We start from the raw sequence: 15,165 nt of genomic DNA, 5'->3' as shown, positions 1-15,165 counted from the left end.
TCATAGGCGCCGCATGCCAGGCGGGCGCCCAAAAAAAATGTCGCCGCTGGGGAGCGGCGACCGGGGAAGGTCGTCATTCAAGAGGGGGTCTTGGTGACGTAAAAAGTATAGACATTTGAATTAAGACATTACATACAACTTTGGTAGGGTGCGGCCGGCTCACATTTTCTGGATGCTTATGCTGACCGGCTCAGAAGGGTTTACCCAGGAACAGGTAAAAGCTGTATGTGCCTGCGGCGGCGCGGCCATAGGCCAGGTAAAGCGGGCCCAGCGGACTGTCCAGCGCCAGGAAGACCGAGCCGGACTTGAGCAGCCCGGTCGGGCTCCCCGGCACCAGCGGGTCGCCCATGCGGCCCGCCTCCAGCGAAAAGCCTGCGTACACGCCTTGCAGCAGGGTCTGGCGCGCCAGCTTGTTGTAGTAGACCAGCCGCGCAAACTGCAGGTTGCCGCCCAGCAGTTGCCCGGTGGCATAACCGGATTGCTGCAGGAAGCCGCCCCACTGGAACAGGTCATAGCGCGGCAACGGCTTGCCGCCGATATTGCTGCCGACCTTGAAGGCCAGCGAGACCGTGTTGTCGCCGAACGAGTGGGCATAGATGCCGTCCGCCTGCGCCTTGACATAAGCCTGGTCGGCGCCCAGCCCCGGCTGCGAGCCGTAGATGTGAAACCGGGCCGCATAGCCGAAGCGCGGGAAGTCGACGCTGTCGAGCTGGTCGAAGATGAGCCGCCCGGTGATGGCGCCGCGCCGGATATTGCCCGGGCCTGGCGACAGCGACTCCGGGCCGGTGCTCAGCGTGGCGTGTTCCGCGCCGGTCTGCAAGCCCACGCGCAGCTCGCCGTACTTGGTGAACTGGCTGCCCGCGTCCAGCGCGACGTCAAAGCGGCGCAGGTCATAGGTGGCGATGCGCGTGCTGCCCTGGAAGACATTGACCGGGCGCCGCTCCAGCTCGATGCGCGGCGCGATAAAGAAATACTGGCGCGTATCCAGAGGCTGGTAGAACTCACTGATCAGCGACGAGGTCTGGCCCACCTGCGCATCGGTGCGCCATTCGGCGCCAAGCGCATTGAGCCAGGTGCGCCGGTAGCTGCCCACCAGGTTGAAGTAGGCATCGCCGCGGAAATCCGAGCTCAGCCCGAGCCCGAAGCGCAGGTAGTCGGGACCGTAGGATTTTTCCACCGCATTGACCGCCAGCACGCGCTTGCCGGGCTCTTCCAGGATGCCGTAGTTGACGTGCTCGAAGTCGCCGGTGCCGAACAGGCGGCGCATGTCCTGGTCCAGCGTGGCCTGGTCGACCGGCTGCCCGGGCTTGGTTTCCATCACCGCGGTGGCGTAGTCCGGGTTGACGCGCTGCAGCGGCGCCAGCCGGATCTCATCGACCGGGCGGGTGTCAGGCGGCTGCACCGCCTGTTGCCTGGCGCGCAGTTGTGCATATTGCGCCGGCGGCAGCGCCAGCGGCGCGAGGCGGTCGGCGACCTTGCGCGCGGCAGCCTCGCCGATGGGGATAGTTGCCGGCAGATGGTCGAAGTCGGTCGCGGAAAAATCGCCCAGCGCCGGCTCGATCAGCACGTCGGTGGGCCGCAGCGAGGCCAGCGACGCACGCACGTTCTGCTCGGTCAGGATATTGAGCATCTGGCCGGTCACGCCGATGATCGAGGTCAGTTCCTCACGCCTCATCAGCGGCGTGCCCAGGTTCACCGCGATCACGATATCGGCGCCCATCCTGCGCGCCACGTCCACCGGCAGGTTGTCGGTCAGGCCGCCGTCGACCAGCAGCCGCCCCTCGTACTCGGCCGGCGCCACCGCGCCCGGCACCGACATGCTGGCGCGCATCACGTTGGCCAGCTCGCCCTGGCTGAACACCACCGGCGTGCCTGCCACCAGGTCCGTGGCGACAGCGCGGTAGGGAATCGGAAACTGGTCGAAGTCCCGGTAGCCGGGCACTTTGGCCAGCTGGCGCAGCACGGTCTCCAACTGCACGCCCGAGACCGCGCCCTTGGGCAGCAAGAGGCCGCTGGCCTGCACTCCGATCTCGGGCGTGAACAGGTTGGTGAAATCGTCCTGCTTGCGCCGGATGGTCAGGTCCTGGCGCGGCGGGCGTTCCTTGAAGATCCTGTCGGTGCTCAGGCCGCCGACCAGCCGCTCCATTTCGGCGGGAGCCATGCCGGTGGCATAGGCGCCCCCCACCAGCGAACCCATGCTGGTGCCTGCGATGCAGTCGACCGGGATGCGCATCGCCTCCAGCACCTTGAGCACGCCGATATGGGCCGCGCCGCGCGCGCCGCCGCCCGAGAGCACCAGGCAGATGCGGGGGCGCGCGCCCGCGGCCACCTGCGGCGTGGCTGCCGCGGCCTGGTCTGCGGGCGGCTCGATGCCCGAGGCCGTTGGCATGGATGCCGGCTCAGCGGCCAGGACCGAGCCCGCAGCCAGTGCCAGGACCGCCGGCACGAGCAGTTTGTGCAAGCAATGGAATGAGGCTGCCTTCATGGCACCGTGGGGTTCGCTGTCGGCCGCAACGGGCGGCAGTAGCCCGGCCCGGCATCAGCCGGGCGGGGAGGTCCGGCTATCTTCGGGCAAAATGCGGCATTCTGGCCGCCCCCTCGCGGCCGTGCAAAAACAATTCATCACGCCGTTCGGAAGCGTGCAGATCGGCACGCGGCCCCATGGTGCCCTGCTCTAAGATGGACACAGGCGAGGTGCTTGGGGGTTGCATGTACGGTTATTTCTTTTGCCAGACCGCAGCGGGACAGCTCACGCTCATTCCCCGCGAGAAGGACTGGATGCTGATGCTGGGCAATGGCGTGATGGGGAGGTTCCCGGATGCCCAGGCAGCGGTTGATGCCCTGCACGAAGGCACACTGCGGGTGCAGGGGCGGCGCATCGATGCCAGCGCGCTGGGCGTGCCGGCACGCGCGCACGACTGGCTCTACCATGTACTGAGCCGCTGACGCGGCGTACCGGCGGACGCGCTGTCCCGCCAAAGGGGAATCGCCATGACTGCCCTGGTCGAGTGGGCCCGCGAGCATACCTGCCGGCTGTTTCCGATGTCGGCCGAATACCACCGCAGCGACGGCAATCAGGTGCAGGTCAGCTGGCAGGCCGAGCCGGCCGGCTCGCCCGGACGCTGCCGCCTGAGCGCGGCCCTGCAGTTCGACCAGAGCGTGATCGACGCCGTCTACCTGGCCGACGCCGCCGAACTTGCCCGCATCGGCGCCAGGCTGGCCAGCGTGGTGTCGCGCCGGCTTGCCGAGGACGACATCGCCTGCCTGGCGGGCACGGCGCTGGTGATCCCGGTCGGCGAAGGGCTGCTCAGCCACTGAGGGGTCCGGCGGCAGGCCGGGGCCGGCGGGAATATACTGGCGGTTGATCCGCCAACGCGCCTGTTCGCGAACTGTCAGTGTCCCAAGCGTCCCCTGCCGTGTCCCCCGACGACCCCCGCCCGGTGCCGCCAGAGCGGCCCGGCGATGACGAGTGCTGCGGCTCCGGCTGCGATCCCTGCATCTTCGACTACTACTACCAGGAAATGGACCGCTACCGCGAGGAGCTGCGCGCCTGGGAAGCGCGCCAGGCGGCGCGTCATGCCGAGGATCCGGCAAATTGAGCGAGCCGCTGCAACTCCCGCACCCGACGTCCGCGCTGTTCGATTTCGTGCAGCGCCACCCGCGCCTGTTCGTGCTGACCGGCGCGGGTATCAGCACCGATTCCGGCATTCCCGGCTACCGTGACGCGCGCGGCCAGTGGCAGCGCTCGCAGCCGATCACGCTGCAGGCCTTCCTGGGCTCGCACGCGGGGCGCCAGCGCTACTGGGCGCGCAGCATGCTGGGCTGGCCGGTGGCGTGGCAGGCGCGGCCCAATGCCGCGCACCATGCGCTGTCGCGCCTTGGCGCGCACGGCCGGCTCACGGCGCTGGTCACGCAGAATGTCGACGGCCTGCACCAGCGCGCCGGCAGCGAGGGTGTGATCGAACTGCATGGCAGCCTGGCCAGCGCCATCTGCCTGGACTGTGGCACGCGCCATGACCGCGCCGGCCTGCAGGACTGGCTGCTGGCACAGAACGCCGCGCTGCGCGACGTGATCGCCGAGCCCGCCGCCGATGGCGACGTGCATTTCGAATCGCCGCTGTTCGCGCAGTTCCGCGTGCCCGAGTGCGGGCGCTGCGGCGGCATCCTCAAGCCGGACGTGGTGTTCTTCGGCGAATCCGTGCCGCGCCCGCGGGTAGATGCCGCCCGCGCGGCGCTGGAAGCAGCGGATGCCATGCTCGTGGTCGGTTCGTCGCTGATGGTCTATTCCGGCTACCGCTTCTGCGTCTGGGCCGGACAGATGGGCAAGCCCGTGGCCGCGCTCAACCTGGGCACCACGCGGGCGGACGCGATGCTGGCGCTGAAGGTGGAAGCCGGATGCGCGCCGACGCTGCAGGCGCTGGTGTCCCGGCTGGAGCAGCGCACAACAGAATCGCGTTGACGCGATGGCCGCACTGGCATAGCATCGCCAGACCACATCTTCGAAGTCTTCAATTCCCGCCATGACCGCAGACCGCCAACGCCCCGTCAACGCCGCGCCCCCGGGCCGCGCGTTGCCATGCGTGCGTCGCCAGCCTGCGTTCACATCTGTCGCGCCGCCGCCGTGCATCGGCGGTGCGCACCCGCCGCCGCCGCCGCGCGGCTGACGGGCACGCCCCCCAGCCTCATTCGTCTCCGGTAGTCCCGCATCCGTGTCCCTGTGCGCACGGCAGCCGCACGCCTGTGCGCGCTGCCGCTGTGCCATGGCCGCATGCGCGTCGCTGGAGCCTGCCAAGCTGACGACAGATGACATCCATGACAACCGACAAAGACTGCCCGGCGCATTTCGACGCCGCCACCGGCACACGCACCACCAACACTTCCGCCTGGGCCACGCCCCTCTTCGTGCTGCTGTGGAGCAGCGGCGCCATCGCCGCCCGGCTGGCCCTAGACCACGCCACGCCCTTCGCCTTGCTGACGCTGCGCTTCGCGCTGGTCTGCGCCGTGCTGGGCGCGATCGGCCTGGCCAGGCACCGCCTGCTGCCGCCGCGCGGCGAGTGGCGGTACACCGCCCTGACCGGCTTGCTGCTGATCGGCGGCTACTCCGTCTTTTACTTCCTTGCACTCGACCACGGCATGACACCCGGCGTGCTCGCCACCGTGCTTGGTGCCCAGCCGATGCTGACGCTGCTGCTGACCGAGCGGCGCTTCAGCGCCGCTCGCATGGCGGGCCTGGCCCTCGCGCTCGCCGGGCTGTCCATGGTGGTGGCGGACAGCCTGCTGCTGGCCAGGCTGTCGCTGGCAGGCGTGCTGTGCGCGCTGGCCTCGCTCGCCAGCACGACCGTCGGCGCCATCCTGCAGAAGCGCATCACGCGCGCACCCGCAGAAGTGCTGCCGCTGCAATACGGCGTGAGCCTCGCGGCCTGCCTGCTGTGCCTGCCTTTCCAGCCCTTCGCCTTCGATGCTTCGCTGGCTTTTGCTGCGCCGCTGTTGTGGCTGGCGCTGGTCATTTCGATCGGCGCGACGCTGCTGTTCTACCGCCTGATCCGCGCGGGCAACCTGGTCAACGTCACCAGCCTGTTCTACCTGGTGCCGGCGGGCACGGCGGTGCTCGACTACCTGCTGCTGGGCAACCGCATGGCGCCGCTGGCGATGGCGGGGATGGGGGCGGTGCTGGCGGGGTTGGGGGTGGTGTTCAGAGGTGGCCGGGGTTGAGGTAGAGGAAGAAGGAGCGAGCCTGGCCCGCAGGCTATGCCTACCGCTGCTTCACCTCCACCCGCACCTCATCCTTGCCCACGGTAATCGCCCCCGGCTCCACGTCCTTGCCGCCGACGCGCAGTTCTTCGGGTTTGAACGTATAGACCGGATAGTCCTTCAGCAATTGCTGCGCAACCACAGCGCCGATGGCGTTGAGCTGTTCGCGGTATTGCCCCATGCCGGCGACTTCCACCTGCTGTACGGTCGGGTTGTCGAGCAGCACCGCGCGTTTGGCCGGGTCGTAGCGCACGCCGCTGTTCAGCGCGAGCTTGCCGTCTACCGGCGGGGAGGGCAGCAAGGCGTTGGTCAGGCGTGCGTCGACATGGGTGGTGACGCGGTTGTTGGCCTCGTCCAGCACCAGCCGGGGATGGCTGAGCTGCACGCTGACGACTTCGGCGTAGCGCAGCGTGGCGGGGAAGCGCTGGTCCAGCGCGGTCTGCAGTTCCTGCCGGGAGAGGGAGTACTCGCCGGTCCAGATGTTGTAGCCGGCCAGCGCCGAGGAGGCACCAGCGACGCAGGCGGCGGCAATCAGCAGGGAAAGTTTCAGACGCATGTGGCGGATGGGGCGCGCCTGTCGAGGGCGGCGGTGGATGGAGCCAGCCTGTCAGACCGCGCGGGCGGGATGGCGTTCCGTCACATCGGCGATCGGCCTGCATGGCGCGGGCCGCGTCGATCAGTAGTGCGGCGGGATTTCCTGCTGGGGATCGGCTTCGGCCGCGGTGGTGGCGGCGCTGCGCACCTGCTGGTACAGCGCGCGGAACTGCTCCTGCAGCAGGTCGATCTGATGCTGCTGGCGCGCCACGGTGCTGTTCAGGGTATCAAGCAGGTCTTCCTGGAAGGCGAGCTTGATTTCGAGTTCGTTGATGCGATCGTCCATGGCGTGGTTTCTCCGGCAGGCGGCGCATTGTAAGCCCTTATGCTCAAGGGGCGCGTCGCTGCCGGGAAACCTGCGCGATGCGCGGCTTACTTCGGTGCCGACAGCAGCATCCACATGATGCCGAAGCGGTCGGTGACCATGCCGAACTGGTCGGCAAAGAAAGTCTTGTCCAGCGGCATCACTACCTGGCCGCCTTCCTTCAGGCCGTTGAAGGCCTTTTCGACCGCGGCCTTGTCAGGATAGTTGATCGACAGGGCGAAGCCATGGAAGTCGGGCTGGTTCGAGCAGCGGCCGTCGGAGGCCATGATCACGCTGTCGCCGATCTGGAACTCCATGTGCATGACCTTGTCTTCGGTGCCGGCGCCGGGCTGGCAACCCTCGCCGCCCTTGCCGGCCTCCGGGTTGTCCTTGAACGTCATCCGCATGTTGACCTTGGCGCCGAGAATCTTCTTATAGAACTCAACGGCTTCATCGCAACGGCCTTCGAAGAACAGATAGGGCTGGACTTGCATGACAACTCCTGTAGGTAGGCCGCCGCTCGGGCGGCCGTGGATATCGGCATGGCGCGCGAATCAGGCGGCGCGCTGGCAACTGGCGCATGCTTTTGTGTACGCCGTCCACAATACCTTAGCAAAGAAAATGGACGACGTCCACATTAAATGGGCGGAGTGTGTGCAGGCTGGAGGGCGGGCGGGAAGTCCACGGTGCTGCACTAGAATGGCCGCGACACCACCAAGCGCCAATCCTTTCGACCGTCCTGCCCCAAACGGAGTTGCCTTGCGTTACGAACTGACCGACCTGCGCCTGTTCCAGGCCATTGCCGATGCGCAAAGCCTGTCAGGTGGCGCTTCGGCCACGCATATCACCGCGTCGGCGGCGAGCTACCGGCTGAAGAACCTGGAGCACGCGATGGGCACGCCGCTGTTCGTGCGTACCGCGCGCGGCATGGAGCTGACGCCGGCCGGCGAAACCCTGCTGGTCCATGTGCGCGAACTGTTGCTTGGCGTCGAGCGCATGCACGGCGAGGTGGGACGCTTTTCTGCCGGACTGAAGGGCAATATCCGGCTGCTGGCCAACAGCAGTTCGCTCAACGGTTTCATCATCCCGAGCGTGAGCCGCTTCCTGCTGGCCAACCCGGATGTGAACATCGACCTGGAGGAGCGCGCCAGCCAGTCGATCCTGGCGGCGGTGGCGGCGCATGAAGCCGATGTCGGCATCCTGGCGGGCGATTTCCAGACGGGCGGCGAAGCCACCGGGGTGCGCTCGGTGCGCTACGCGCGCGACGAGCTGATCCTTGCGGTGGCCGCGGATCACCCGCTGGCGCGCGAGCCCGAAGTGCGCTTCGGCGCGGCGCTGGCCTTCGACTTTGTCTGCATGAGCCGCACCAGCAGCAACTTCCTGTTCCTGCGCGACATGGCGCAGCGCGCGGGCAAGGGGCCCAACGTGCGGCTGCATGCGCACAGCTTCGATGCGGTGCTGTCGCTGGCCGAGGCCGGAGTGGGGGTGGCGCTGGTACCGCGCAGCGTGGCGGCGCAGGCCCTGCGCGAGGCGCGCGTGGTGGGGGTGCGGCTGGCAGAGCCGTGGGCGCTGCGCGAACTGAACCTGATCGTGCGCGCCGACGGCAAGCTGCCGGCGTTTGCCGAGGCCTTTGCGCAGTTCCTGCTGAACGATCCGCGCGTGGTGGCCACGCGCGAAGGCGGCGCCGTGGCAGCCACGGCGCCGTAAACACTTTCCCCGCGCTTCAGCGCTTGCGGTTCAGGAAGGTGGCCATGTGCTGCTGTGGCTCGCCGGTGTCGAAGGCGCTGCCGAACTCGGTCACGCTGTTGTTGATCGAGACTTCCAGCGGCGCATCTTCCCACTCGCGCAGCAGGCGCTTCTGCTGGCGCACCGCGACCGGGCCGAAGCCGGCCAGCAGCGCGGCCACGCGTTCGATTTCCAGGTCCAGCTCCGCCAGCGGCACCACGCGGCTCACCAGCCCCCATTGCAGCGCCTCGGCGGCATCGGTGATCTCGCCCGTCAGCAGCATCCACGCCGTGCGCGCATTGCCGATCAGGCGCGGCATCAGCGCGGCGTGGATCACCGACGGGATGCCGACCTTCACTTCCGGCATGCCCAGCTGCGCGTTGTCGGCGGCGATGCGGATATCGCACGCCAGCGCCAGTTCCAGCCCGCCGCCCAGGCACCAGCCCGGCATGCGCGCGATCACCGGCACCGGCAGGTGGCGCACGGCGTCGCACAGGCGGCGCAGGCCGCTGATGAAGGCCTCGGCGCTGGCGCGGTCCAGTGCGGCCATTTCCTTGATGTCGGCACCGCCGACAAAGCCTTTCTCGCCGGCGCCGCGCAGCACCAGCACGCGTACCGCGTCATTGCCGGCCAGCGCTTCGATGGCGCGCGTGAGCGATGCGATCACCGGCGTGCTCAGGATATTGAGCGAGCCCGCCTCGCGGATGGTGACGGTGGCGATGCCGCGCGCGTCGATCTCGACGCCGGCGTGCGGTTCTTGCTGAAGTGCGCTCATGTCGTTCCTTGTGGCTTACTGGAGCCTGGTGAAATGGATGTCCTCGACGACTTGCTTCCAGTGCGCATTCTGCGCCCGGATCAGGTCGCCGAAGGCCTTGCGCGAACTCGGTGCCGGGATCGCACCTTGTTTCTCGATGGCGGCGATCACCTCGGGCTCGGCCAATACCTGGCGCACGGCGTCGTTGAGCTTGTCGAGAATGGCCGAGGGCGTGCCCGCCGGTGCGCCCAGGCCGAACCACGACGGGTTGTTCATCGCCGGCAGGCCGGCCTCGGCATAGGTCGGCACATTGGGCAGCACCTTCAGGCGCTGCTGCGCGGCGACCGCCAGCGGCTTCAGGCGCCCGCCCTGGATCAGGCCGGACGACGACGGGATATTGTCGAACACCACCTGGATCTGGCCTGCCACCGCATCGTTGAGCGCCGGGCCCAGGCCCTTGTATGGCACGTGCAGCATGCGCGTGCCGGTGGCGTTCATGAACAGCTCGCCGTTCATATGGCTCAGTCCGCCGTTGCCGGACGAGCCGAACGAGTACTTGCCCGGGTTGGCCTTCAGCAGCTTGATGAACGACTGCAGGTCCGTGGCCGGGAACGCCGGGTTGACCACCAGCACGTTGGGCACGTCGGCCAGGTTGCTGACCGGCGCGAAGTCCTTGACCGGGTCATAGGCGGTCTTCAGGTAGACGTTGGGGTTGACGGCGTGCGAGCTCTCCACCTCCATCACCAGCGTGTAGCCGTCGGCCGGCTGCCTGGCCGCGTAGGCGCTGCCGACCGCGCCGCCGGCGCCCGGGCGGTTCTCGACCACCACCGGTTGCCCCAGCACCGGGCCCAGGCGCGTGCCGACGATGCGGGCAATGATGTCGGTGGTGCCGCCGGCGGCGTAGGGGACGATCAGCTTGATCGGCCGGTCGGGATACGCGCTTGCATGTGCGGCGCCGCTTGCGCATGCCGCCAGCAGCGCGATGGCGGTGAAGGTCGGTTTCATCGGTGTCTCCGTGTCGGTGTTTTTGGTCTCGTGGGTAGCTGCGCGCCGTTCAGCCCGCCGGGCTGTGTTCGCCCAGCAGCGGCGGCGGTGGCAGCGGCAGGTCGTGCCCGGCCAGCATCGGGTTGCGCACCATGGGTACGCGGCCCATGACGGGGTGTTCGGCCATCTGCATCAGCCCGCGGTGCTGGACCTGCGGGTGGGCGAAGACTTCGGCCATGGTGTGGATCGGCCCCCAGGGCACGCCGGCCGCATCGAAGGCATCGGTCCACGCAGCGCGGGTGCGCGTGGGGAAGAGATCGGTCAGCAGGGCGCGCAGCGCGGGCAGGTGTTCGATGCGCGCGGAATTGGTGGCATAGCGCGGGTCCTGCGCAAGATCCGGCATGCCGGCAACGGCGCAGAAGCGCGCAAACTGGCTGTCATTGCCGATCGCCAGGATCAGGTGGCCGTCGGCGCAGCGGAACACCTCATAGGGCGCGCAGTTGGGATGAGCGTTGCCGCTGCGCTGCGGGTTCTGGCCCGACACCAGGTAGTTGGCAGCCTGGTTGGCGTTCATCGCCACCGCGACATCGAGCAGCGCGATATCCAGGTGCGCACCGAGCCCGGTCGCCTGGCGCTGGTACAGCGCGGCCAGGACTGCGGAGGTGGCATACATGCCGGTGCTCAGGTCGACCACGGCGACGCCGGTGCGCAGCGGCCCGGCGCCGGGCGTGCCGTCGGGCTGGCCGGTGTAGCTCATCAGCCCGCCCATGCCCTGGAATACATAGTCGTAGCCGGGTTTGTCCGCCATCGGCCCGCTCTGGCCGAAGCCGGTGATCGACAGGTAGACCAGGCGCGGGTTGAGCGCCTTGAGCGTGTCGTAGTCCAGCCCGTAGCGGCGCAGCGTGCCGACCTTGTAGTTCTCGACCAGCACGTCGGCCTCGCGCGCCAGCTCACGTACCTGCGCCGCGCCCTCGGGCGTGCCGTAGTCGATCGCGACCGAGCGCTTGCCGCGGTTGCAGCAGATGAAGTAGCCGGACAGGCGCCGGGTGTCGCCGCTGCCCTCGGGCGCTTCCAGGTAGGGCGGGCCCCAGCCGCGGGTATCGTCGCCGCGCTCCGGGTGCTCGACCTTGGTTACCTCGGCGCCCAGGTCGGCCAGGTTCTGGGTACACCAGGGACCGGCCAGGATGCGCGACAGGTCCAGGACCCGGACTCCTTCCAGGGCACGATGCAGCATGACGACTCCGCTTTCAGACAACAGTGCGGCGGAGTATAGGGAGGGGTCCTGGCGCGAACCAGTCGAGAGTTTTGAAAGGCGCGTTCGCGGGATTTGAATGGTCCGGCGGGCCCGGATGCAGGTGGCGCCGGCGCCCCCGCCAGTCCCCGCGTTTGGCGCGTGGGCGCTGCCGTGTCACAATTCGCGTTTGGCACTGACGCGGCGCGTGACTCGGCCGGCCGCGTCGCCGTGCTTCCCGCCGCCCCGGCGCGCGTATTGGAAGCCCGCCCAAGAGCCGACAAATTCACTTAGATTTTCTGGCGATGACTACCATCCTGCAGCACATTCCTTCCGGCCAGCGCGTCGGAATCGCCTTCTCCGGCGGCCTTGACACCAGCGCGGCACTCCTCTGGATGCGCCAGAAGGGCGCTGTCCCCTACGCCTACACCGCCAACCTGGGCCAGCCCGACGAGCCCGACTACGAGGACATCCCGCGCCGCGCCAAGGCCTACGGCGCCGAGGAAGCCCGCCTGGTCGACTGCCGCACGCAACTGGTGGCCGAAGGCATCGCCGCCATGCAGTGCGGCGCGTTCCATATCTCGACCGCCGGCATCACCTACTTCAACACCACCCCGATCGGCCGCGCCGTCACCGGCACCATGCTGGTTGCTGCGATGAAGGAAGATGGCGTCAATATCTGGGGCGATGGCAGCACGTTCAAGGGCAATGACATTGAACGCTTCTACCGCTACGGTCTCCTGACCAACCCCGGCCTGCAGATCTACAAGCCGTGGCTGGACCAGCAGTTCATCGACGAACTGGGCGGCCGCGCCGAGATGTCGGAGTTCATGCGCCAGAACGGCTTCGATTACAAGATGTCGGCCGAAAAGGCGTACTCGACCGACTCCAACATGCTGGGCGCCACCCACGAGGCCAAGGACCTGGAGCACCTGGATTCGGGCATCCGCATCGTGCAGCCGATCATGGGCGTGCAGTTCTGGCGCGATGACGTGGAAGTCAAGCGCGAGGAAGTCACCGTGCGCTTCGAGGAAGGCCAGCCGGTCGCGCTGAACGGCCAGACCTTCGCCAACAGCGTCGACCTGTTCATGGAAGCCAACCGCATCGGCGGGCGCCATGGCCTGGGCATGAGCGACCAGATCGAGAACCGCATCATCGAAGCCAAGAGCCGCGGCATCTACGAAGCCCCGGGCCTGGCGCTGCTGTTCATCGCCTACGAGCGCCTGATCACCGGCATCCACAACGAAGACACCATCGAGCAGTACCGCGACAACGGCCGCCGCCTTGGCCGCCTGCTGTACCAGGGCCGCTGGTTCGACCCGCAAGCCATCATGCTGCGCGAAACCGCCCAGCGCTGGGTGGCCGGCGCCATCACCGGCGAAGTCACCATCGAATTGCGCCGCGGCAACGACTACTCGATCCTGAACACCACCTCGCCCAATCTGACCTACAAGCCGGAACGGCTGACCATGGAAAAGGGCGAGTCGATGTTCACGCCGCTGGACCGTATCGGCCAGCTGACCATGCGCACGCTGGATATCGTCGACACGCGCGAGAAGCTGCAGACGTATGCCAAGAGCGGCCTGCTGTCGACCAAGGTCAGTGCCTCGCTGCCGAAGCTGGAAGACTGAGCGTCGCCGCGCCTCGCCTGACGGCGGGCCAGCCAGAAACCGGCACCTTCGGGTGCCGGTTTTTTTTCGTCTCGGCGTTTTCCCCAGCTGTCCCGGAATGTCAAACGTACGTCCCGGAATATCAAACCGCGCGGTCCCGATCGCCAGATACTGCTTGCGCTCGTCGCCCTTCGGGGGCGGGCTGTGAACGCACGGCGGCGCGAAGACCGCCGGTCTGCTTCCGGAGACGCCCATGTCCAGACCTCGCCTTGCCCTTGCCGCAGAGCCGGCCACGCCGGCCCTGCCGGCTGTTGCCGGAGCGCGCTATGCGTGGCTCGTCTTTGCGCTGACGTTCGCGCTGCTGCTGTCGGACTATATGTCGCGCCAGGTGCTCAACGCGGTGTTTCCGCTGCTGAAGGCCGAATGGCAGCTCGGTGATACAGAGCTGGGCGCGCTCGGCGGCGTGGTGGCGCTGATGGTGGGCGTGCTCGCGATTCCGCTGTCGCTGCTGGCCGACCGCTGGGGACGCGTGCGCAGCCTGATCCTGATGGCGGCGCTGTGGAGCCTGGCCACGCTGGGCTGCGCGGTGGCGGACAGCTTCGGCCAGATGTTCCTGGCGCGGCTTTGCGTCGGCATCGGCGAGGCGGCCTATGGCAGCGTGGGTATCGCGGTGGTGGTGTCGGTGTTCCCGCGCCATCTGCGCGCCAGCCTCAGCGCGGCATTCATTGCCGGCGGCGCGTTCGGCTCGGTGCTTGGCATGGGGCTGGGCGGCGTTCTGTCGGCCCATTTTGGCTGGCGCATCGCCTTTGCCGGGATCGCCGGCTTCGGCCTGGTGATGGTGGCGCTCTACTACCTGACGATCAGCGAGCATCGGCTGCGCGGGCTCCAGCAACGCGTGGGCGCGGCCAACGGCGACGCCGCGGCCTCGGCCCGGCAACTGGAGCCGCGCCGGATCGTACGCGAGCTGCTGACGGTGCCTTCCATGCTCTGCGCCTGCGCGGGAAGTGCGCTGCAGCTGCTGGTGATGGCGGCGCTGCTGGGCTGGCTGCCCAGCTTCCTGTCGCGCGACTACGGCATGGCGACCGGGCGCGCCGGCGTGGCCGCGGCAATGCTGGTGCTGATGGCCGGCGTAGGCATGGTGGCCTGCGGTGCGCTGACCGACCGCGTGGCGCGGCGCGTGCCCGCGCGCAAATGGCAGATGGCCATCGCCTACAGCGTGATTTGCTGCGTCTTGCTGATGACGGCGTTCCGGCTGCCCGCGGGCCACGCGCAGCTGGTGCTGATCGGCGCGGGCATGCTGGTGGTGGGCGGCACCGCCGGCCCCGCCAGTGCGATGGTGGCCAACCTGACGCGGCCTGCCATCCATGCGACCGCGTTTGCCACGCTGACCCTGATCAACAACCTGCTGGGGCTGGCACCAGGCCCGTTCCTGACCGGCGTGCTGGCCGACCACATCGGCCTGACCGGCGCGCTGCAATGGATTCCGCTGGCCGGTGCGGCCGCGGCCCTGCTGTTCTGCCTCGGTCGCCGGCATTACGCGGCGGACCTGCGCCGCCTGGATGGCCACGCTGTGCCTCACGTTATTCCTGCCTGACTCTTTCCAATCCGACCATGACTGCTACCACCCACACTGTCCTGATGGTGCCGGGCCTGCGCGACCACGTCGCCGAGCACTGGCAAACGCTGCTGCAAGCCGAACTGCAGGCGCAGGGGCACGACGTCCGCTGCGTGCCGCCGCTGGAGCACGACAAGCTCAGCTGCGCGGCTCGCGTCGCTGCACTCGATGCGGAACTGGCGGACATCGACAAGCCGGTCGTGCTGGTCGCGCACAGCGCCGGCGTGATGATCACCGTGCACTGGGCGGCACGGCACCAGCGCCAGATCCTGGGCGCGCTGCTGGTGACGCCGCCGGATTTCGCGCAGCCGCTGCCGCCCGGCTATCCGGCGCCGGACGCGCTGGTGCAGGGGGGCTGGCTGCCGACGCCGCTCGCGCCCCTGCCGTTCCCAACTTTGGTTGCTGCCAGCGGCAACGACCCTTTGGCCAGCCATGCGCGCGTCGCGGAGATGGCCGCCGCATGGGGCGGCCGGCTGGTGGACCTGGGCAACGTCGGCCACCTCAACCCTGCCGCGGGCTACGGCCCGTGGCCGCGTGCCCATGACTTGCTGGCGGAACTGGGCACCCTGGTCACGCGCGATTCGTGACCTCGCCGCA

General features: G+C 68.2%; 16 protein-coding genes. 9 read left to right on the top strand and 7 right to left on the bottom strand.

The genetic code is table 11. From position 1 onward, the window contains the following. Positions 1-190: 190 nt before the first annotated feature. Positions 191-2,485, bottom strand: coding sequence for a patatin-like phospholipase family protein (locus tag I6H87_RS31560; protein ID WP_011617946.1), 2,295 nt, complete (start codon positions 2,483-2,485; stop codon positions 191-193). Positions 2,486-2,709: 224 nt separating this feature from the next. Between I6H87_RS31560 and I6H87_RS31555 the strand changes: the two genes are divergently transcribed. From I6H87_RS31555 to I6H87_RS31535, 5 genes are all read left to right on the top strand, one after another. Next, complete coding sequence (locus I6H87_RS31555; protein ID WP_010811185.1) at positions 2,710-2,946, top strand: hypothetical protein; 237 nt, start codon at positions 2,710-2,712, stop codon at positions 2,944-2,946. Between the two features lie 45 nt (positions 2,947-2,991). Then, positions 2,992-3,318, top strand: coding sequence for a hypothetical protein (locus I6H87_RS31550; RefSeq protein WP_010811186.1), 327 nt, complete (start codon positions 2,992-2,994; stop codon positions 3,316-3,318). A gap of 98 nt (positions 3,319-3,416) precedes the next feature. Then, positions 3,417-3,599, top strand: coding sequence for an oxidoreductase-like domain-containing protein (locus tag I6H87_RS31545; protein WP_338031253.1), 183 nt, complete (start codon positions 3,417-3,419; stop codon positions 3,597-3,599). Then, the gene (locus I6H87_RS31540; RefSeq protein WP_010811188.1) at positions 3,596-4,459 is read left to right on the top strand and encodes an NAD-dependent protein deacetylase; all 864 of its coding nucleotides are present in this window, start codon (positions 3,596-3,598) and stop codon (positions 4,457-4,459) included. The genes I6H87_RS31545 and I6H87_RS31540 overlap by 4 nt, the downstream gene beginning before the upstream one ends. A gap of 353 nt (positions 4,460-4,812) precedes the next feature. After that, complete coding sequence (locus I6H87_RS31535; RefSeq protein WP_041688254.1) at positions 4,813-5,712, top strand: DMT family transporter; 900 nt, start codon at positions 4,813-4,815, stop codon at positions 5,710-5,712. Positions 5,713-5,752: 40 nt separating this feature from the next. Here I6H87_RS31535 and I6H87_RS31530 read toward each other — a convergent pair whose 3' ends face one another. From I6H87_RS31530 to I6H87_RS31520, 3 genes are all read right to left on the bottom strand, one after another. After that, positions 5,753-6,307, bottom strand: a complete 555-nt coding sequence (locus I6H87_RS31530; protein WP_010811190.1) for a DUF1439 domain-containing protein — start codon at positions 6,305-6,307, stop codon at positions 5,753-5,755. Between the two features lie 120 nt (positions 6,308-6,427). Further along, complete coding sequence (locus I6H87_RS31525; protein WP_011617943.1) at positions 6,428-6,631, bottom strand: SlyX family protein; 204 nt, start codon at positions 6,629-6,631, stop codon at positions 6,428-6,430. An 86-nt stretch (positions 6,632-6,717) separates the two neighbouring features. After that, on the bottom strand, positions 6,718-7,143 hold the full coding sequence (locus I6H87_RS31520) for a VOC family protein (protein ID WP_011617942.1): 426 nt from the start codon (positions 7,141-7,143) through the stop codon (positions 6,718-6,720). Positions 7,144-7,408: 265 nt separating this feature from the next. On the opposite strand from I6H87_RS31520, the gene I6H87_RS31515 reads away from it, so the two are divergent. Next, positions 7,409-8,356 carry a LysR family transcriptional regulator gene (locus I6H87_RS31515; protein ID WP_011617941.1) on the top strand — a complete coding sequence of 316 codons (948 nt, stop codon included), beginning with the start codon at positions 7,409-7,411 and terminating at the stop codon, positions 8,354-8,356. Between the two features lie 16 nt (positions 8,357-8,372). On the opposite strand, the gene I6H87_RS31510 is transcribed toward I6H87_RS31515, so the two are convergent. From I6H87_RS31510 to I6H87_RS31500, 3 genes are read right to left on the bottom strand one after another with little or no spacing between them, the layout of a single operon-like run. Next, positions 8,373-9,149, bottom strand: a complete 777-nt coding sequence (locus I6H87_RS31510) for an enoyl-CoA hydratase (RefSeq protein WP_010811194.1) — start codon at positions 9,147-9,149, stop codon at positions 8,373-8,375. Between the two features lie 15 nt (positions 9,150-9,164). Beyond that, positions 9,165-10,133 carry a tripartite tricarboxylate transporter substrate binding protein gene (locus I6H87_RS31505; RefSeq protein ID WP_010811195.1) on the bottom strand — a complete coding sequence of 323 codons (969 nt, stop codon included), beginning with the start codon at positions 10,131-10,133 and terminating at the stop codon, positions 9,165-9,167. Between the two features lie 49 nt (positions 10,134-10,182). After that, a complete protein-coding gene (locus tag I6H87_RS31500) occupies positions 10,183-11,346 on the bottom strand; it encodes a CaiB/BaiF CoA transferase family protein (RefSeq protein ID WP_011617940.1) in 1,164 nt (387 codons plus the stop codon). A gap of 302 nt (positions 11,347-11,648) precedes the next feature. Here I6H87_RS31500 and argG point away from each other — a divergent pair, with 302 nt between their 5' ends. The 3 genes from argG to I6H87_RS31485 all read left to right on the top strand — a co-directional run bounded on the left by argG (position 11,649) and on the right by I6H87_RS31485 (position 15,155). Next, the gene (gene argG, locus I6H87_RS31495; RefSeq protein ID WP_010811197.1) at positions 11,649-12,974 is read left to right on the top strand and encodes an argininosuccinate synthase; all 1,326 of its coding nucleotides are present in this window, start codon (positions 11,649-11,651) and stop codon (positions 12,972-12,974) included. Between the two features lie 232 nt (positions 12,975-13,206). Further along, positions 13,207-14,547: an MFS transporter gene (locus tag I6H87_RS31490; RefSeq protein WP_011617939.1), complete on the top strand. Its 1,341-nt coding sequence runs from the start codon at positions 13,207-13,209 to the stop codon at positions 14,545-14,547. Positions 14,548-14,564: 17 nt separating this feature from the next. Further along, positions 14,565-15,155, top strand: coding sequence for an RBBP9/YdeN family alpha/beta hydrolase (locus I6H87_RS31485; RefSeq protein WP_011617938.1), 591 nt, complete (start codon positions 14,565-14,567; stop codon positions 15,153-15,155). Positions 15,156-15,165 lie beyond the last annotated feature (10 nt).

Origin of the sequence: Cupriavidus necator (genome assembly GCF_016127575.1) — a bacterium.
GTDB lineage: Bacteria > Pseudomonadota > Gammaproteobacteria > Burkholderiales > Burkholderiaceae > Cupriavidus > Cupriavidus necator_D.
Note: the sequence above shows the minus strand (reverse complement) of the source record. Positions and strands in the feature narration are given on the sequence as shown.